The sequence below is a fragment of the Sphaerisporangium siamense genome, assembly GCF_014205275.1.
Classification (GTDB): domain Bacteria; phylum Actinomycetota; class Actinomycetes; order Streptosporangiales; family Streptosporangiaceae; genus Sphaerisporangium; species Sphaerisporangium siamense.
In genome coordinates, this window is sequence record NZ_JACHND010000001.1 from 7,406,431 (window position 1) to 7,425,719 (window position 19,289).

At 72.5% G+C, this 19,289-nt stretch carries 13 protein-coding genes; 7 read left to right on the top strand and 6 right to left on the bottom strand.

The window, feature by feature from the left end:
• Positions 1 to 64 precede the first annotated feature (64 nt).
• Together ddaH and rocD are read left to right on the top strand one after the other, a co-directional pair.
• Positions 65 to 865: a dimethylargininase gene (gene ddaH / locus BJ982_RS33630; RefSeq protein ID WP_184886780.1), complete on the top strand. Its 801-nt coding sequence runs from the start codon at positions 65 to 67 to the stop codon at positions 863 to 865.
• The gene (gene rocD, locus BJ982_RS33635) at positions 862 to 2,151 is read left to right on the top strand and encodes an ornithine--oxo-acid transaminase (RefSeq protein ID WP_184886782.1); all 1,290 of its coding nucleotides are present in this window, start codon (positions 862 to 864) and stop codon (positions 2,149 to 2,151) included. Before ddaH ends, rocD begins: the two co-directional genes overlap by 4 nt.
• Positions 2,152 to 2,205: 54 nt before the next feature.
• Here the strand turns inward: rocD and BJ982_RS33640 are convergent, their stop codons facing one another.
• Positions 2,206 to 3,792 (bottom strand): alkaline phosphatase D family protein, encoded by a 1,587-nt coding sequence (locus tag BJ982_RS33640; protein WP_184886784.1) that lies wholly within the window; start codon positions 3,790 to 3,792, stop codon positions 2,206 to 2,208.
• A gap of 55 nt (positions 3,793 to 3,847) precedes the next feature.
• On the bottom strand, positions 3,848 to 4,318 hold the full coding sequence (locus BJ982_RS33645) for a MarR family winged helix-turn-helix transcriptional regulator (protein ID WP_184886786.1): 471 nt from the start codon (positions 4,316 to 4,318) through the stop codon (positions 3,848 to 3,850).
• 48 nt (positions 4,319 to 4,366) lie between these two features.
• Between BJ982_RS33645 and BJ982_RS33650 the strand changes: the two genes are divergently transcribed.
• The 3 genes from BJ982_RS33650 to BJ982_RS33660 all read left to right on the top strand — a co-directional run bounded on the left by BJ982_RS33650 (position 4,367) and on the right by BJ982_RS33660 (position 8,121).
• Positions 4,367 to 5,461, top strand: coding sequence for a substrate-binding domain-containing protein (locus BJ982_RS33650; RefSeq protein WP_184886788.1), 1,095 nt, complete (start codon positions 4,367 to 4,369; stop codon positions 5,459 to 5,461).
• Positions 5,462 to 5,683: 222 nt separating this feature from the next.
• Positions 5,684 to 7,114, top strand: coding sequence for an APC family permease (locus tag BJ982_RS33655; RefSeq protein ID WP_184886790.1), 1,431 nt, complete (start codon positions 5,684 to 5,686; stop codon positions 7,112 to 7,114).
• Positions 7,111 to 8,121 carry an acetamidase/formamidase family protein gene (locus tag BJ982_RS33660; protein WP_184886792.1) on the top strand — a complete coding sequence of 337 codons (1,011 nt, stop codon included), beginning with the start codon at positions 7,111 to 7,113 and terminating at the stop codon, positions 8,119 to 8,121. The genes BJ982_RS33655 and BJ982_RS33660 overlap by 4 nt, the downstream gene beginning before the upstream one ends.
• Positions 8,122 to 8,329: 208 nt before the next feature.
• Here the strand turns inward: BJ982_RS33660 and BJ982_RS33665 are convergent, their stop codons facing one another.
• The 4 genes from BJ982_RS33665 to BJ982_RS33680 form a co-directional block, all read right to left on the bottom strand.
• Positions 8,330 to 9,238 carry a Gfo/Idh/MocA family protein gene (locus BJ982_RS33665; protein WP_184886794.1) on the bottom strand — a complete coding sequence of 303 codons (909 nt, stop codon included), beginning with the start codon at positions 9,236 to 9,238 and terminating at the stop codon, positions 8,330 to 8,332.
• A gap of 58 nt (positions 9,239 to 9,296) precedes the next feature.
• Positions 9,297 to 10,265: a TolB-like translocation protein gene (locus BJ982_RS33670; protein WP_184886796.1), complete on the bottom strand. Its 969-nt coding sequence runs from the start codon at positions 10,263 to 10,265 to the stop codon at positions 9,297 to 9,299.
• A 152-nt stretch (positions 10,266 to 10,417) separates the two neighbouring features.
• A complete protein-coding gene (locus BJ982_RS33675) occupies positions 10,418 to 11,356 on the bottom strand; it encodes an NAD-dependent epimerase/dehydratase family protein (RefSeq protein WP_184886799.1) in 939 nt (312 codons plus the stop codon).
• 119 nt (positions 11,357 to 11,475) lie between these two features.
• A complete protein-coding gene (locus tag BJ982_RS33680; protein WP_373869613.1) occupies positions 11,476 to 11,814 on the bottom strand; it encodes a YrdB family protein in 339 nt (112 codons plus the stop codon).
• Positions 11,815 to 12,101: 287 nt separating this feature from the next.
• On the opposite strand from BJ982_RS33680, the gene BJ982_RS33685 reads away from it, so the two are divergent.
• Together BJ982_RS33685 and BJ982_RS33690 are read left to right on the top strand one after the other, a co-directional pair.
• Positions 12,102 to 12,422 (top strand): CU044_2847 family protein, encoded by a 321-nt coding sequence (locus BJ982_RS33685; protein WP_184886803.1) that lies wholly within the window; start codon positions 12,102 to 12,104, stop codon positions 12,420 to 12,422.
• Between the two features lies 1 nt (position 12,423).
• Entirely contained in the window at positions 12,424 to 19,233 is a 6,810-nt protein-coding gene (locus tag BJ982_RS33690) for a trypsin-like peptidase domain-containing protein (protein WP_184886804.1), read from the top strand.
• The last annotated feature ends 56 nt before the right edge of the window (positions 19,234 to 19,289 follow it).

Genomic DNA, 19,289 nt, shown 5'->3' on the forward strand with positions numbered 1-19,289 from the left:
GGGCCCGTTACCCGTTTCTAGGCTGATCTCATCCCTGACCAGCCGTTTTCCGACGGAGTGATAGATGGCCCACACCCGGCATTACCTCATGTGCCGTCCCGAGTACTTCGCGGTCGAGTACGCCATCAACCCCTGGATGGACCCGGCCGCCGGCGCCGACGCCGGCGTCGCCGTCCGGCAGTGGGAGAGGCTCAAGGACGTCTACGAGGAACTGGGTCACACCGTCAGCCTGATCGACCCGATCGAGGGCCTGCCGGACATGGTCTTCGCCGCGAACGGCGCCCTGGTCGCCGGGGGCCGGGTCTACGGCGCCCGGTTCGCCAGCGTCGAGCGCGCCCCCGAGGGCCCTGCCTACCTGCGCTGGTTCCAGGACAACGGGTACGGCCCCGTGATGGAGCCCACGCAGACCAACGAGGGCGAGGGGGACTTCCTCACCCTGGACGACGTGATCCTCGCCGGGACCGGCTTCCGCACGGCGATCACGGCGCACAAGGAGGCCCAGGAGTTCCTCGGCCGCCCCGTCGTGACGCTCCAGCTCGTCGACCCGCGCTACTACCACCTGGACACCGCGCTGTTCCCCATCGACGGCGGCAACGTCGCCTACTACCCCGGCGCGTTCTCGCGCGGCAGCCAGGAGGTGCTGCGGCGCATGTTCCCCGGCGCCGTCCTCGCCTCGGCCGAGGACGCCGCGGTGCTCGGCCTCAACGCCGTCAGCGACGGCCACAACGTGGTGATCAACGCGGAGGCCGCCGACCTCTCGCTAGAATTGAAACGCCGGGGACTGAACGTCATCCCCGTCGGCCTGAGCGAGCTGCGCAAGGCCGGCGGCGGTCCGAAATGCTGCACCCTGGAGATCCGCGTATGACCTCCCCGCAGACGACCCGCGACCTCATCGAGCTGAGCGAGCGGCACAGCGCCCACAACTACCACCCGCTGCCGGTCGTCGTGCGCGAGGCGCGCGGCGCGTGGGTCACCGACGTCGAGGGCGCCCGGTACCTCGACTGCCTGGCGGGCTACTCGTCGCTCAACTTCGGCCACGGCAACCCCGTGATCCTGCGGGCCGCCCAGGAGCAGCTCCAGCGGCTCACCCTCACCAGCCGGGCGTTCTTCCACGACCGGTTCGCGGCCTTCTGCCAGGGCCTGGCCGCGCTGTGCGGCAAGGACATGGTGCTGCCCATGAACACCGGCGCCGAGGCCGTCGAGACCGCGATCAAGGTGGCACGCAAGTGGGGCTACGAGGTCAAGGGCGTCACCGCGGACCGCGCCAACATCGTGGTCATGGAGGACAACTTCCACGGCCGCACGACCACGATCGTGAGCTTCTCCACCGACCCCGACGCCCGCGACGGCTTCGGCCCGGCGACCCCGGGGTTCAGGATCGTCAAGTACGGCTCGGCGGAGGCGATCCGCGAGGCCATCGACGCGGACACCGTCGCGGTGCTGCTGGAGCCGATCCAGGGCGAGGCGGGCGTGCTGGTGCCCCCGGCCGGCTACCTCACCCAGGTCCGCGAGATCTGCGACGAGCACGACGTGCTGTTCATCGCCGACGAGATCCAGTCGGGGCTCGGCCGCACGGGCGACACCTTCGCGTGCGACCACGAGGGCGTCGTCCCGGACATGTACGTGCTGGGCAAGGCGCTCGGCGGCGGCGTCGTGCCGGTCTCCGCGGTGGTGGCCGACGCCGGCGTGCTCGGCGTGATCAAGCCGGGGCAGCACGGCTCGACGTTCGGCGGCAACCCGCTGGCCTGCGCCGTGGGCGAGGCGGTCGTGGGGCTGCTGGCGACCGGCGAGTTCCAGGCCAGGGCGCGGGAGCTCGGCGCGCTGCTGCACGAGCGGTTGCGCGGGCTGATCGGCCCGGCGGGAGGGCACGGTGAGGAGGGTGAGCAGGGTGAGCAGGGTGAGCAGGGCCACGGTGTGGTCGCGGTGCGGGGCCGTGGCCTGTGGGCCGGGGTGGACATCGACCCTTCGCTCGGCACGGGCCGCGAGGTCTGCGAGGCGCTGATGCGGCGCGGCGTGCTGGCCAAGGACACCCACGGCTCGACGATCAGGCTGGCGCCGCCGCTGGTGGTGTCGGAGGAGGAGCTGAACTGGGCGGTCGACCGCCTGGCCGAGGCGCTGGCCGAGCTGGCCGGCCGCGCGGGGCGCGCTTAGGCGCCGGTCCGCGGCCACCGGCTGTCACCGCGCGCCGCCGGTGGCCCGCCCGGCTCAGGGCGCGAGCCGGACGGCGGTGACTTCCTCGAAGTCGGGGCGGGCGGTGTGCCAGCGGACGACGGCCGAGCGGCCGTCCAGGTCCAGCGACGCCAGGGCGTTGGGGAACCACGGGCCGTCGGTGATCTTCCAGCGGAGCGTGCGGCGGGGCAGCTTGGCCGTGCGGACCAGGATGATCCCGGCCAGGCTCGCGACGCCGAACGAGCCGATGACGTTGGCCAGGCGCAGCACCCGGCTCAGGGGGTTGCGGATGGGCGAGCAGACGGCCTGGTAGATGCGCGCGGAGTCCAGGTCGGCCGAGACGGGGCCCGCCGCCGCCAGGTAGGAGTAGTGCACGTCCCCCGACATCAGCACGATGGTGGCGGGGGCGCGGCCCTTGCGGCCGGAGGCGACGTCGACCAGGACGTGGCCGAACTCCTCGAACGAGCGGCGGAAGGCCCCCCAGTGTTCGAGGTCGAGCGCCTGGCGCAGCTTCTCGCCCCACCGGGCGGCCCTGCGTCCCCAGGCGCCGTCGGCGACGGCCTCGTTCCAGCTCTCGACGTCGAAGATGCCGCTCGGCAGGAAGACCGGCACCGAGGAGCCGATGAGCAGATGGTCCACGTCGCCGGTGGCCAGCTCGGTGAACCAGTCCCACTCCTCCTGGTCGAGCATCCTGCGGTCGCCGGTGTCGAGCTTCCTGGCGCTGCGGGTGTCCAGCATGACCAGGCGCGTGCGGGAGATGTCGCGGGAGTAGCTCCACCGCGCCGAGGCCGGGTCCGCGTCGGCCTTCGCGGCGAAGGCGTCCAGAAGGGCGCCGCCGTCGCCGTCGCGGCCCTCGGCGACGACCGCGGCGTAGACGGGGTCGGCCTTGCGCTCGGACGGCGAGAGGTTGCCGATGTGCTGGTACACCCAGTACGCGCCGAGGGCCGAGACGATGCGGGTCTGCCACCAGGGCAGCTCGGCGATCTCGCGGCGCCAGGTCTCGGAGGTGTTCCAGTCGTCGCGCACGTCGTGGTCGTCGAAGATCATCGCGGTGGGGACGGTGGACAGGACCCAGCGGACCACCGGGTCGGTCCACGCCTGCCGGTACAGCTCCGCGTACTCCTCGAAGTCGACGATCTCGTCGGGGCCGTCCTGCCTGCGGGCGTGGATGAAGTCGAGCATCTCCTGCGACGGCTCGTCGGCGTAGACCTGGTCGCCGAGGAACAGCATGAGGCTCGGCAGGTCGCCGCCCTCCATCAGGTGCCGGCCGTAGGCGTGCAGGACGTCGACGCCGTGCGTCCTGACGTGCTCGTCGTCGTGGGGGACGCTGGTGCGGCAGGAGCCGAATACCACTTTGCCGACCTCGCCCAGCGGACATATGCGGCTCGGGGGCGCGCCGTCCAGCGGCCAGACCGTCTCGCCGTCCAGTTCCACGGTGTACGGCCCGGTGGCCTCGATGTCGACGAGCGCGTAATGGTGGCCGTGGACCGTGAAGGTGCGATCGGCGGTGCGCAGGCCCCCGGCCTCGATCGTGACCTCGCACGGCGCGCTCGTCTCCACCCATACCGAGGCGCCCGCCTCGTCGACGTACCGCAGCAACGGCCCCACCAGCAGATCGGGCACGTGGCCTCCCCTCGTGAGCATGCAATATGAACCATATGCACGAACTCGCCCGAGGTTAGCGTTCCAGTGCCTCTACCAGAAGTTCGAGGTCGCGCATGAGCCCTTCCGTCCGGGCCGCGCCGTAGGTGGCGAGGATCGCCCGATGGTGCTCGGCGATGCCCGCCTCCAGGCGGCCCAGAAGCTCACTGCCCCGATTTGCCAGGAAAACCGCTACTTTGCGGCGATCTGCCGGATCATGTCCCCGGTAGACCACCGCCCGGTCCACGAGACGGTCCACCGCCTTGGTCAACGTGGGGTGCGGCATGAGCGCGGCCTCGGCCAGGTGACCCATGGAGTGCCCGCGCCCGTCGGCCAGCGCCTGAAGGATGCGCCACTGCTCGACCGTGACGTCCTCGGCCGCCAGCGCGGCGGCCAGCCCGCGGTTGACGGTGCGCTCCGCGCGGGTCAGCAGGTAGGCCAGCGACGAACCGAGACCCCGGGACGCCGGCGCCTCCTGCCTCGCCGGGAGATGAGGTGTCGTCGTCATCGCCGAACTCCCTTCGTGCGCGGGTGTCCGAGGAGGATACTCTTACGTGTGACCCATCCCGTCACGGTCGTCATCGACCCCCTCGAAGCGCATCTGCTCAAGGCCGAGACGTTTCGCGTCGGGCTGGTCGTCCCCGTCTCCGGGGTGCTCGGCCTGGCCGGGCCGTGCGCGATCAACTGCGCCATGCTGGCCGCCTCCGAGGTCAACGCGAGCGGCGGGGTGCTCGGCAAGGCGATCGAGCTGGTCCTGATCGACGCCGGCGCCGCCCCGGCCGAGGTGGCGCGCGAGGTCGCCGGACTGGCGTCCGCCGGAGCCGTCCAGGGACTCGTCGGCACCCACACCAGCGACGTCCGTGTCGCCATCGAGCGGTCGGTCGCCGGCGCGGTACCGTTCGTCTACACGCCTCCCTACGAGGGCGGCGCGCGGCGCCCGGGGGTGTACTTCCTCGGCGAGCCCGCCTCGCGCCAGGTCGGCCCCGGACTCGATTGGCTCATCGACAACCGGCGGGCCAGGCGGTGGTTCCTGCTCGGCAACGACTACGTCTGGCCGCACCTGGTTCACGCCTCGGCCCGCGCCCACCTGCGCGCCAGGTCCGCGACCGTCATAGGCGAGCGGTTCGTGCCCTTCGGAGCCATCGACACCGGCCGGATCATCGAACAACTCGCCGCCGTACGTCCGGACGCGGTGCTGGTCAACCTCATCGGCAGCGATCTGGTGGCCTTCAACCGGGCGTTCACCGCGAGCGGACTCGGCTGCGCGCGGCTGTGCGGCGCCCTGGAGGAGCACGGGCTGCTGGCCATCGGCGGGGACACCACCGGCGAGCTGTACGCCGCCATGGGCTACTTCGGCAGCCTGGCCACCGAGGCCAACCTCGGGCTGGCCGAGCGCTACACGCGCGGCTTCGGCCCGGCGGCGCCGCTGCTCAACGGGCACGGGCACGGCTGCTACGAAGGCGTGGCGATGCTGGCGGCCCTGGCGCGGCGCGCGGGATCCCCGTCCGTGCGGGCGATCGAGACGACCGCGGACGGCACCACGATCACCGGCGGCCGTGGCCGGCTCACCCTGGAGGACCGCCAGGTCAACCAGCGCGTCTACGTCGGACGGGCCGACGGCCTGGACTTCGATGTGGTGACCTCCGTCTGAAGGGGAGGGGCCAAGCGGCATAACGGTCAGGAAAGCGGGCGGCGTCCCCCGGTGACGTCCCCGCGCGCACCCTGGGCAGCGCGCACGAAACCGCAGGTCATCACGGCGGCACAGCACTCGCGCGCCCGGGTGTCCCTTCTGTAAAAGTTTGTCGCGAAACCTTTTCGGTTTCAAGGTTTCGCCCTATCGTACGGCTCTGCCCTGCGTTTGAAGGAGCCGTTCATGACTTCCCCCTTCGATGCGCCGCCGTCGAGCCCCCAGGCGTCGCCCGCCGACTCCGGCGTCGAGCGTTTCGGCTACAAGCAGGAGCTCCAGCGCTCGCTGAGCTTCACCGACCTGCTGATCTACGGGCTCATCTTCATGGTGCCGATCGCGCCGTTCGGCATCTTCGGCAGCGTCTTCCAGGCGTCCGGCGGCATGGTCGCGCTCGCCTACGTCATCGGCATGGTCGCGATGGCGTTCACGGCGCTGTCGTACGCGCAGATGGCGCGCGCCTTCCCGATGGCCGGCTCGGTCTACACCTACGCGGGCCGGGGGATCGCCGCGCCGGTGGGCTTCCTCGCGGGCTGGGTGATCCTGCTCGACTACGTGCTCGTGCCCGCGCTGCTGTACCTGGTGGCCAGCGCGGCGATGGCGTCGTTCGTCCCCGCCATCCCGATCTGGGCCTGGCTGATCGGCTTCATCGTGCTCAACACGGTGGTCAACTACTTCGGCATCGAGACGACCGCGCGGATGAACCGCGTCATGCTGGTCGCCGAGCTCATCATCCTCGCGATCTTCATCGTCATCGGGCTGGTCGCGCTCGCCCAGGGCAAGGGTCACGGCGGCGCCCTCACCCCCCTCTTCGACTCCTCGACCTTCTCCTGGCCGCTGGTCTTCGGGGCCGTGTCGGTGGCCGTGCTGTCCTTCCTCGGCTTCGACGGCATCTCGATGCTCGCCGAGGAGAGCCGCGAGAGCACGCGCAAGCTCGGCCGCTCCATGGTCTACGCGCTGATGCTCGCGGGCGCGCTGTTCATCGTGCAGACCTGGGTCGCCGCGCTGCTCGCGCCGAACCGCGCCGAGCTGCTCGCCAACGGCGACCCGGCCGGCAGCGCCTTCTACGACACCGCCGAGTACGCGGGCGGCCACTGGCTGAGCGTGCTCACCGCCATCGCCACCGCCGTCGCGTGGGGCTTCGCCAACTCCCTCGTCGCCCAGGCCGCCACCTCGCGCCTGCTGTTCGCGATGGCCAGGGACCGGCAGCTCCCGCGCTTCCTCGGCAAGGTGCACCCCAAGCACAAGGTGCCCGTGAACGCCACCTTCCTCGTCGCCGCGGTGTCCCTGGCGCTCGGCCTCTACATGAGCACCCGCGACGACGGCATTCCGGTGCTCAGCTCGCTGGTGAACTTCGGCGCGATGACCGCCTTCCTCGCCCTCCACATCTCGGTCGTCGTCCACTACGTCGTGCGCAAGCGCAGCCGCGCCTGGTGGCCCCACCTCATCGCCCCGGCCGCCGGCTTCCTGATCCTGCTCTACGTCGTCATCAACGCCAAGATCGCCGCGCAGACGGTCGGCCTGCTCTGGCTCGCCGTCGGCGTGCTGATCCTCGTCTACATGCGCATATTCGGCCGGAATCTCAAGCTGTCCGGCATGAACTCGGAGGTCCACAAGTGAACGTCATCTCCTACCGGCCCGGCCCTGACGAGCTGTCGTACACGTTCGGCGGGCGCCCCGCCGTCGGCGCGGTCAAGCCCGGGACGATCGTGGAGCTGTTTACCGAGGACTGCTTCGGCGGCCGCGTCCGCGGCGTGGACGACCTGCCGTCCGAGGTCTGCGAGTTCCCGTACCTCAACCCGGTCACCGGGCCCTTCCACGTCGACGGCGCCGAGCCCGGCGACACGCTCGCGCTGCACTTCGTCTCCATCGAGCCCGCGCGCGACTGGGCGGTCTCGACCACGTTCCCGCACTTCGGGGCGCTGACCGCCACCCACACCACCGCGATGCTGCACCCGCCGCTCGACGAGGTCGTGTGGATGTACGAGGTGGACAGGGAGCGGCGGACCGTCCGCTACCGGGCCAGGCGCGGGGACTTCACCGTCGAGATGCCGCTCGACCCCATGCACGGCACGGTCGGCGTCGCGCCCGCCGCCTCGGAGGCGCGGATGACGATCACGCCCGACGCGCACGGCGGCAACATGGACACCCCCGAACTGCGTGCCGGGGTCACCGTCTACCTGGGCGTCAACGTCGAGGGCGCCCTGTTCTCCATCGGCGACGGGCACTGCCGCCAGGGCCACGGCGAGGTGTGCGGCACCGCGGTCGAGGCGGCGATGAACACGGTCGTCGCCGTCGAGCTGATCAAGGGCGTCGCGACGCCGTGGCCGAGGCTGGAGGACGACGCCCACCTGATGTCCACCGGCTCGGCCCGTCCCCTGGAGGACGCCTACCGCATCAGCCAGCACGACCTGGTGACCTGGGCGGCCTCGCTCACCGGGCTCGACGAGCTGGACGCCTACCAGCTCGTCAGCCAGGGCGGCGAGGCCCCGGTGGGCAACGTCTGCGACAGCAACTACACGATGGTCGCCAAGCTTCCCAAGGCGTACCTCGGCGCCCCCGACCCGTACGAGTCCGCGCACACACGGCTGCGCGGACTGGGCCGGGAGTACCTCTCCTCCCGCTGAGGCCGCGGCCCGGGGACGCCCCGCCGGATTCCCTGAGTCCTCGTGACTCCCTGGTCCGAGGACTTCCGGCGCGGCGTCCCCGGCGCCGCCGAGACCGTGGCCGGCCGCGTACGGCCGGCGTCTTCCCACGCGCCTCCCACGCGCGTCTCACCACGGGGGCGGAGACGCGCGTGGGACCACTCTCCCGCCGGCCGCACCGCCGGTCGTCCTAGCCGGCGGCGGTGACGACGCGCTCGCACAGCTCATGGGTCAGCAGGGCGTCCCGCGCCGAGACGACGCGCCCCGCGCGCACCGCGGCGAGGAACTCGGCGCAGAGCTGCTCGATGCCCCGCTGGCGCCCGACCGGCGTCCAGTCGCCGCGCCGCACCAGCGTCTCGCCCCCGGCGTACTCCACCACGTCCCCGAGGTTGACCACCCGGCGCTTGCGCCCGCCCCCGATGACCTCACAACTCTCCTCGGCGTCCCCGCTCACCCTGCTCATGACCCCGATCGCCGTGAACGCCCCGGCCGCGTGGTCGCCGGTGAGGTGCAGGACCACGTGTTCCAGGAGTCCTTCCCGGACACGGACGTCCACCGTCACGCCGGAGACGTCGCCCGGCGCGAGGAAGCGCAGGGTGTCGACCACGTGGATGAAGTCGTCGAAGACCACCCGCCGGGCGACGTCCTGCTGCCCCGTGCGGTTCTTCTGCATGACGACCAGGTCGCGCGGCCCGTCGAGCAGCGCGGCGTACCCGGGGGCGTGCCTGCGGTTGAACCCCACCATCAGCGACCGCCCGCCCTCCTCCGCGAGCCGCACCAGCTTCTCGGCGTCCGGCAGGTTGTCCGCCAGCGGCTTGTCCACGTAGACGTGCACGCCGGCCCGCAGCAACGTCTCGACGATCTCGACGTGCGCCGCGGTCGCGGCGTGCACGAACGCCGCCTCGACGCCGGCGGCGACCACCTCGTCAACGGAGGTGACCCGCGCCGGGATCCGGTAGGCGTCCCCCAGGCGGTCGAGCGTGGCCCGGTTCCGCGTGCAGAGCAGTACGTCCACCCCCGGCGTCGCCGCCAGCACCGGCAGGTACGCCTTCTCCGCGATGTCCCCGAGCCCGACCATCGCCACCCGCGTCACGTCCATGCCGAGAGCCTACGGGCGCGCATGGCGCCCTACGGGAGCGGCCCCGGTACGCTCCGGCTCAGCGGACGACCTGCAAGAGGCCGAGGTTCTTGGCCTTGGCGGGCTCGGTGAGGGTCTGGAGGCGCTTGCCGGTCGCGTCCAGGACCACCAGGTCGTTGTGCGTCCGGCCGGCGACGCGGACCACCAGGCGGCCGTCCGCGAGATACAGCGCGCCGACGAGCCGGCCCTTGACCGGGATGGGCAGCTTCTTGCCGGTCACCGTGTCGACGACGGTCGGGGTGAACTGGCTCGGCCAGCCGCCGTCGCCCTGCGGCTCGCCCCTGCGCACCATGTGGACGATCACGTTGCGGCCGTTGGGAGACAGGCTCTGCACGTGGGTCGGGTAGGCGATGCCCTTGGCCTTCACCGTCTTGCCGGTCTGCAGGTCCAGCTTGTGGACGCCGTTGGCGGAGCCCGCGTACCCGGCCAGGTAGCGGCCGTCGCCCGACCAGGTCAGGTGGCAGACCCCTTCGGTGACGCCCGCCTTGCGCCTGCCGGTGCCGTCCAGGTTGACGATCGTCACCGGGGAGGCGTCGGTCTTGCTCGGGTTCACGAAGGCCACCCGCCGGGAGTCCGGCGACCACGTCGGCGTCAGGCAGGGGCCGCCGTTCACCGCGCCCTTGGCGATCGTCGTCACCCGGCCGCTCTGGCTCACCTTCACCTCGCCGCGCGGGGTGATCCAGGCGACCTTCCTGCCGTCGGGGGACGCCGCGAACTCGAAGTTGTCCGAGGGGGTGCCGATCCGGGTGAAGCCCTTGCCGGGCTCGTAGCGGTCGATGCCGATGCGGTCGGTGTAGGAGTAGAAGACGGCCGCGCCCGTCAGGGGGCGCACGCGGAGTGCCGTGGCGGCGTCTTTGACGGCGGGCTTGGCGGCGGGCTTGGCGGCGGTGGCGGCGCTCGCTGAGGCGAGGGCCGGGGACGACAGGGTGGCCAGCGTGGCGGCCGTCGCCGCGGCCAACGCCGCGGCGGCCGGGACCCGAAGCTTCACGGGGGTGTCTCCGTCCATGGGTGCGTGCTCGTGTTCGTACTCAGGGTTGGACGCCGCCGAGCCCGGCATTGTTCGCCGCACCGCCCGGTCGCCTCCTCCCAGCCGAGCATGATCCCATCCCTTGTCCTCCGGCCGCGGCGGGGGATCGCCCGTCATGCCGCCTTGGTCGCGCGTATCCACGCGATGGTGCGCTCCAGCGCCTCGTCCATCGGCGTCGGCGCGACGCCGAACGTCGACTCGAACGCCGTGGAGTCCATGACGAACGGGCGCGTGAACTGGTGACGCGTCTCCTCCAGCTCGCGCGGCAGCGGCGAGAAGGCCCCGGCCGCGCGCATCACCCAGTGCGGGATCGGCTTCACCCGTGGGGCGCGGACTCCGGCGACGGCGGCCGCCCGGTCGGCCATCTCCTGGATCGTCAGGGCCGGGGTCGTGGGGACGTGCCAGGGGCGGCCCCACGCCCGCTCGTCGGACCCGGCCGTCATCAGGGCGCGCGCCACGTCCGGCAGGTACGTCATGCTGTGCGGCTGGTGCGGGTCGGCGGGGACGCGCACGGGCCTGCCCGCCAGGATGGGGGCGAGGAACCGGTCCCCGAGGAAGGACTGGCCGGTCATCTCCGGGCCGAAGTAGTCGGATGCGCGCACCTCGGTGGCGCGCAGCAGTCCGGCCCGGTGGGCGGCGAGCGCGTCGGCCCACATGCGGGCGCGGACGCGGCCCTTGGCGCCGGTCGAGGCGAGCGGCGTGTCCTCGGTCATCGGACGGTCGACGGGGCCGTACCCGTACAGGTTGCCCAAGGTGACGAGCACGGCGCCGCTCATCTCCGCCGCCTGGAGCAGGGCGGCGGCGATGGGAGGCCAGTCCTGCGGCCAGCGGTGGTAGCGGGGGTTGGCGCAGTTGTAGAGGGCGTCGGCCTTCCCCGCGACCTTGGTCAGCCGGGCGGCGTCCCCGGCGTCGGCCGCGACCCGCGTCACCCCGGGCAGGACCGGGCCGGAGCCCGACCGGGTCACGATGACGACGTCGTGCCCCGCGTCGGCGAGCAGCCCGGCGAGCCGCGCCCCGACCTGCCCCGCCCCGACGACGACGTGCTTCCCCATGATCATGTCCTTTCCGCGACGGCCCCTTAGTTCGGGGCGCGCCATCGAGCCTTTTGTGGCGATCCTTGTGAGTTCGAGCTACTTGCGGTCTCTGGCGGGTCGTCGTGCGGACGGCCCCGCTATGCGACCTGCTTCCAGGCGACGCGCAGGGCCGCGTTGACGGCGAAGGCCGCCGCGAAGACGAGCGCGGCCGTCGTGAGGCCGGCGGCGGCGGTCGCCATGACGCCCCCGCTGAACCAGAGCACCTCCAGCAGGGCACGCGACGCCCCGCGCAGGGGAACACGCGCCTTGGGCGACCCCAGCAACCCCCACACCACGGCGAACGCCACCGGCCCGCCGACCCCCGCGAGGATCCTGACCGGCCAGGCCGCCCCCAGCGTGAACCCCCAGTACCCGACGGCCAGGTACACGGCCAGTTCGAGCACGAACATCAGCCCCATGTTGGTTCCCTTGGCCACGCCCGTCATCGTGCACTCCCGCAAAGATCTGGATTCCCGCTCCGTTCTGAGAGCAATGCTCTCGCACGAGAACAGCACTCGTCAAGAGCACTGCTCTCGCACACGTCCGCCGCTCTCCTCAGGACCCGCCATAGAGAAGGGATGGAGAAGGCGCGAAGGCGGAGAAGGCCGGGCATGCAGAAGGCACCAGGGTCGGACGGGGAGAAAGCACGCCGTCGTCCCCGGCAGGGTTACGATCCGGCATACGTGCTGCAGGCGACCCCCTTCACCTCTCCCCCGGAGCCGATGTGAGCGAGCTCATGCGTATGCCCCTGTCCGGCGGCGGTCACGTCATCGTGGAACTGCCGGAGGACACGCCGGGAGTGCGGCGCGCGTCGCGGCCCGGGGAGCGGATCGAGGCGGCGGTGACCTCCCTGCAGTCCGCGCTCCAGCCGATCAGGGAGGCCGCCGAGGCCGCCCTCGACACCTTCCGTGCCGCCGGCCCGGACGAGGTGGAGATCGAACTCGGCGTCAAGCTCAACGCCGAGGCAGGGGCACTGATCGCCAAGTCCTCGGCCGAGGGCCACCTCACCGTGAAGCTGGTCTGGCACCGCGCCACGGAGTCCTGACATGCGCCCATGGTCGGTCCGCGTCCACGGCCCCCGAGGCATCTGCGGCGCCGGCGTCCTCCTCGACCCTCACCACGTCCTGACCTGCGCCCACGTCGTCAACACCGCCCTCGGCCGCCCCCCGGACGCCCCGGAACTCCCCGCCAGCCCGATCGAGCTGGACTTCCCGTTCAGCGCGGACGGCCACCGTCTCAGCGCGTGGGTCGCGGACGGCGGCTGGTTCCCGATCCAGGGCGACGAGCGCGGCGACGTGGCCGTCCTCGCCCTGGCCGCCCCGGCTCCGGACGGCGCCGCCCCGGCCGTGTTCCGCGAGCGGGCCGAGCGCGGCACGCCCGTGCACGCCTACGGCTACCCACCCGGCGTGGACACCGGCGTCTGGGCCGTCTCCTACGAGGTCGGCGACCCCGGCGGCCCCGAGTGGATCCAGCTCGACGCGACCAGACCCACCGGCCGCCGCATCGAGCACGGCTTCAGCGGGGCCGCCGTCGAGCGCCTCGGCGACGGCCGCGTCGTCGGCATCGTCGTCACGGAGGACCCGACGGACACGGCCAAGGTCGCCTGGATGCTGCCCACGTCGGTCCTGTCGTCCCGCTGGCGATTACCGCACGTCGAGCGCTCGCCGCACGTCCCCGCGCACGACCGGTCGCGCGGCGGTCCGCCAGGCCCCGCCGCGCGGCCGGCGTGCCTCGCGGACGCGGCGCCGGAAGTGGCCGGGGTGCTCCGCATCATGCGGCAGGTCGCCGACGACCTGCCGTACCCGCTGCGCGGCGGCCACGGCCGCCTGCCCCTGTCCGGCGTCTACGTCCGCCAGAGCGTCACCGCCGCCTCCGAGTCGCGCCGGCCGTGGGACGAGGGAATCGAGGACATGGCGGAGGAGGAGCGGCGCCCCGCCTCCGGGCCGTCCCAGCCCTTCGAGCAGGTCTTCGAGCGGCACGACCACCTGGTGATCGAGGGCGCCGCCGGGCTCGGCAAGAGCACGCTCGGCCGGGTGCTGACCCGGCACATGGCCGAGCGCGTCCTGGACTCCCAGGACATCCCCGCCGACGGTGACCCGGCCCACATGGCCGGGCGCGTCCTGGACTCCCAGAACGCCCCCGCCGACGGTGATCCGGCCCTGGTCCCGATCATGCTGCCCGCGCGCGTGCTGGCCGGCCACCTGGACCGTAGCTGGCCCGAGGCGCTCCAGGCGGCGGTGACCGCGGAGTACGGACGCCCCGACGGCGAGGTACCCGCCGGCGTGTTCTCTCGCCCCCTGCACGGCAGGCGCTGGCTGATCGTCGTGGACGCCCTGGACGAGATCCCCCACCAGGACGACCGGGAGCGCCTGCTGACGGCGCTGGCCGCCCGCCTCCCCGACGGCGACGGCCCGGCCCGGTACCTGATCACGACCCGCCCGCTCTCCCCCGGGGAGATCGACCGGCTGCGCGGCCCCCGGGTCGGCTTCTACGCGCTCCAGCCCTTCGACGACGAGGCCCTGCGCGCGTTCGCCCACAACTGGTTCGACCCCGGGAACATCCCCTCGGGCGACGCGGCGGCCGAGGAGTTCCTGCGCCAGGTGCGGCTGGCCGGCCTGGAGGAGATCCTCGAAGTGCCGCTGCTGGCCACGGTCGCCGCGCACGTCCACCAGTCCCGCCGCGACCGCCCGCTCCCCGCCGGCCGCTACGAGCTGTACGAGGAGTACATGGCGCAGTTCGCCCGGGCTCGTTCCGGGACGGCCGCCACCACCCTGGCGCCCCTCGGCGACCTACCGGGCGGTCCGGCCCTGGCGACGTGGCTGAGCGAACACCAGGCCGACCTGATGGAGGAACTGGCCACCGCGTACACGACCAGCGAGCGTGCGCTGATCGAGGTGGCGCGGCGCTTCCTCGCCGAGCACGCGCCCATGCCCGCGCGCCTGCCGCTCGACTGGGACGACGTCCTCGCGGAATGGCTGTGCCGGTCGGGCATCCTCGGCAGGAGCGGAACGCGCCTGCGCTTCCTGCACCAGACCTTCGCCGAACACCTGGCCGCCACCGCCCGCGCCAAGGCCCTGCCCGACACGTTCGCCCCCGACGAACCGCCCTGGGACGAGCTCGTCCGCGACATGCTGCTGGAAGACGAGAACGCCCGGCGCGTGCTGCTGCACCACCTGCACCTGCGCGGACCGGGCGCGGCGCTGCTCGACTGGCTCCAGCAGGGCACCCTCGACCAGCGAGCCTGCGCCGAGACCCTGATCCAGGAGGGCACCCCCACCTCGGAATCCCAACTCGACGTCCACCTGACCAGGGTGGAGCGGCAGGTGCGGGCGGGCCGGCCTGCGGAACTCAAGAACCTCGCGGGTCTGACCCGCCACGCCATGGTCCGCCGCCGCCTGGAGGCCCTCCTCACCGAGACCACGGCGCTCTCCGCGTACGAGACGATCACCCTGGTCGACCTGCTGCGGGAACGGTCCGACCACGTGCGCCGCGAGGGCCCGTCTCTGCTGCGGACGCTAGCCACCTCGGACGGCTCGGTCCACCTTCCCTTAGAGGCGGCCGTGGTCCTGGCTCGCTTCGGCGGGGAGCACCGCGCCGAGGGCGCCCACGTGCTCTACGCGATCGGCGTCGATCCCTCTTGCGACATCCTCGTCCGGGAGCACGCCGGGGAGGCCCTGGCCCGGCTGGGCCCCGAGAACCGCACGCGTGCCGGAGATGCCTTCCATCGGCTGGCCGCCGATCCGGCCGTCTGGTTCTGGACTCGCCTTCGTTCCGCCGAGCGGCTCGCCGCCCTCGGGGGAGAGCACCGAACCCGGGCGGCGGAGATCCTTCGCGCCATGGCCGCGAACACAGAGGCCCCCGGTTGGGCGCGGCACCCGCCCGCGAAAGAGCTGGCCAAGCTCGGCGGGCGGCACCGTGCCGAAGCACTGGACCTGTTGCGCCGTCTGGCGGACGAGCCGGACGTCGACGCGTACGAACGGGGCGAGGCGCTGGTCGCCATGGCGGAGATCGAGCCGCTGCACCGCTCCGAGGCCGCCGACGCCCTCACGCGCCTGGCCACCGACCTCACGGTGGACGCGTGGACCCGCTTCCGGGCCGCTCGGGAGCTGGCGGATCTCGGCGCCGAGAGCCGTGCGAAGGCCGCGAGGATCTTCTTCGACCAAGCGCGCGATCCGGACACGGACCCGGGCAGCCGGCAGAGCTCCGCCGTCGAGCTGAGCAATCTCGGCACGCAGTTCCATGCATGGGCCCGCGAGGCCCTGCGCCTCGTCGGCACGGACCTCACCATCAGCCCGGACGAGGCCAGGACGGCGGCGACCCGGCTGCCCCTGCTCCGCGCGGAGGGCCACGCGCACGCCGCGGAGATCCTCCTGCGCCTCGCCGCCGCCTCGAGTGTGCCGGTGTACGAGCGATTCAGGGCGGCCACGACGCTGGCCAAGCTGGGAGGCGAGTACACCGATCGCGTACACGGGCTGGTGGTCGGGCTCCTGGACGATCCGCTCGCCCCGTCCTTCGCGCGCGTGCTGGCGGCGGCGATCTGGGCTGCGCTCAGACCCCATGACACGCCCGTGACGGCCGCGCTGGTCCACCAATTGGCCATGGCGCCGACAACACCTCCGGAGGCCCGTATCCTCGGCGCCCGTGCGTTGCTCGGTATGGAAGATCGTGGCCTCGGCCGCGCCGCGGAGGTATTGGGCGTCGTGGCCTCCGACCACTTGGCCGGCGCGCGCGAGCGCGAGCGGGCGGCTGATGAGCTTTTGTCGCTCGGAGACGAGAACCGCGATCGCGCCGCCGTCCATTATGGCGAGATCGCCACCGACCCCACCACCGACGGGGGAGACCGGGTGAACAGCGCCCGGGCCGCAGCGTTGGTGGGGAGTGGCCGTATCCACGGTACCGAGATCCTTTACGGATTCGTTCTCGATCCCACGGTCGAACCCAGGATCCGGATGATCGCCGTCGGCTATTTGGTGATGGGGGGCAGGGAGCATCACCAGCGGGTGATCTCCACGCTATACGGTCTCATCAGCGACCCCGCAGCGCCCGTCGAGTTACGTGTCAGCGCCGCCCGGAGGCTCACCGACTTCGGCCCCGAGCATCGCGAGCGCGCGCTCAAGGTCATCTACCGGCTGGCAGCGGATCCCGGGCTGAGCGACGAGGACAAGCTGGGCTTTCTAACCGCGGTCGACTTGATGGACCGCGAGCGCCGCGCGGAGGTCGCCGTATCGCTCCGCCGGCTCACCACGGATCCGTTCACGCCGGCCGTGACTCGCCGGTCCGCCGCGGTGGAGCTTGGGAAGCTGGGCGGCGAACACACGTCATGGGCCACCGCTGTGCTGCACCGGCTGGCCACCGACCCCGCCCTCCCCCCTGACGCCCGCCGGTCGGCGGCCGAGGAGCTGGCCACGTTGGGCGAGGACGGCAGGCGTCAGGCGGTGGACGTCATGCACGGCCTCGCGCTGGACCCCCGGTCCGTTCCGGAGGACCGTGGCGAGGCGGCGTACGAGCTGGCCAAGCTGAGCGGCGCGGATCGGGACCGCGGCGCGCGTGTCCTTCTCGGCATCGCCGTAGACCCGCGCGTGGCGCCGGGCGACCGGTGCTCGGCGGCCTGGCGGCTCGGACGGCTCGGCGGCGGCCATCGCGACCGCGGCGCGGAGATCCTCGACGACCTCGCCCGCGACCCGGCCGCCGATCCCGACGACCGCCTCATCGCCGCACGCCGACTCGTCACGCTCGGCCCGGCCGCCCAGCCCCGCGCCGTGGACGCGCTGTCCCGGCTCGCCCGCGACCCCGGCGCCGGGGCGTTCGTCCGCCGGTGGGCGGCCGAGTCCCTGGCCGAGCTGCCCTCGCCGCACACCGAGGCCCTCGCCGCCGACTGCCTCGCCTTGCTCGCCGAGGACGGAGCAGCCGACGCCTGGAACCGCTGCTGGGCCATCGAGCGCCTCATGACCCTGGACTCGGCGGCCCGCCGCCGCGCCCTGAAGGCGGCGTACGACTTCACCCGGGAGCAGGCACCCCCGCCCTCGTCACGCGCCGAGCCCCTCCCCCGGGACACGGCTCTCGCACAGATGGTCCGCGCGAGCATGGCCGTCGCGGACACGGTCGCGGCGGACACAGTCGCGGCGGACACGGTTCGCGGTGGCAGGCTGCCGACGGAGGCGGCTCTTGGTGGCAAGGTTTCGGCGGACACGGCGGCCGGTGGGACGGCCGGGTGGTGCGGTCGCGACATGGTGGAGTGGCCTGGTGGCGATGGCGAGCTCGATCTGCCGCGTGTGCTGGCCGTCGCCTGGTTGGCCGATATCGGTGACGAGCATCATCATCGCGCGGTCGATCTGCTCACCCGGTTCTCCGAGGACCGCGCGCACTCGGGCCGCGACCGCATTCTGGCCGCCTTCTCGCTGCTCGGCCTCAGTCACATCCACCGCGAGCGCGGCGCACGCCTGCTCCGGTGGATCGCCGACGACCCGCGCCTGCGGGCCTGGGAGCGCCGCCAGGCCGCCGACGTACTCACGAGGCTCGGCCACGAACATCGCGCCACGGCGGCGGCCCTGCTCGGCGCCATCGTGGCCGACGCCTCGGCCGACCTCTGGGAGCGCGTGGAGGCCGCGCAGGCACTGGACGTGCTGGACCCCACCGGACGGCCCGCCGCAGTGGCCGCGCTACGGCCGGTCGTCGGCGAGTACGCGGTTCCCGTCGAGCAGCGCCTTGCGGCGGTGGACGTCCTTCTCCGGCTCGGCCCCGAGGGACGCTGCGCAGCGATCGACCTGCTCTGGGAGATCGCCGGGGAGGTGGAGGACGAGGCCCGCCGACGCGCCCTCCTCATCCTCGCCCGGATGGAGGACGGACCTCGCGAGGAGGCGGCCCGGCGGCTCGGGGCCCTGGCCGCCGATGCGTACGTCGCCGCGGACGTGCGTCTGCGGGCGGCGCTGGACCTGGCGCGCATGGGCGACGCGTGGCACGCGGGGGCGGTGAAAGCACTCCGCCGACTCGCCGCCGATCCAGAAGTCGACCCCGTACGGCGCGCTCTCACACTGGACGCCCTCGACAAGGCCGTCCACCTCGTCCACCCCCAAGACCCCGACAACCCGGAGAACAATCCCAACGGCCCCGACACACCCGCCGGCCCCGCGTCGTACGGCGGTGCGGCGCCCGCGCCGGCGGGCACGTCACGACGTGAGGTCGCGGAAGCGCTTCTCCTGGCCGCTCGGGACGCCTCCGTACACGTACCGCTGCGCAGGGAGGCCGCGCATGTCCTAGCCAATGATCACGACGGGTACCGGACGCAAGCGGCGGAGATCCTACGAGAGCTCGCCGCGACACGGTCCGCCCCGCCCCGGGAACGCCGGGCGGCTGTACGTGACCTCGCGAGTCTGGGACCTGAGCACCACGCCGATGCCACGCGCATCCTCCAGGAGATCGCCGCCGCACCCGCCGCGAACAGGACGGACACGGTGGAGACAGTGCGGGCCGGATATCCGAAGGGCTTTGCGGAGGACCGGGAGGCCGCAGGCGTTGCGGAGACAGCGGAAGTGGGGGACGGCTCATACGAGCGGGGGATGGCGCTGCTTCTGCTCGCCTCCCTCGATCCGTCGTATCGGAAGGCCGCGGCCGACGCCGCGACGCGAATTCTCGAAGACCCGCGCGTTCCTCCCCGTGAACTTCTGGACGTCGCCGGGGAGCTCCCCGGACTCGGTGCCCGGTACCGGCACCACGCCGCCATGGCGCTCTACGCTCTCGCCACCGACTCCTCGGCGACCACGGAGGACAGGCGCCGCGCGGCGGGAGCCATCGCCGATCTGGTGGGCGGCGAAGGGCGGGTCAGGGGGCCGCTTTGGGTCAGGGAACACGTCGCGTGACGTGCGGATCAGTCCGGAGCGATGCTCTCTATTGATAGCAGTGCTCTGCTATGGTG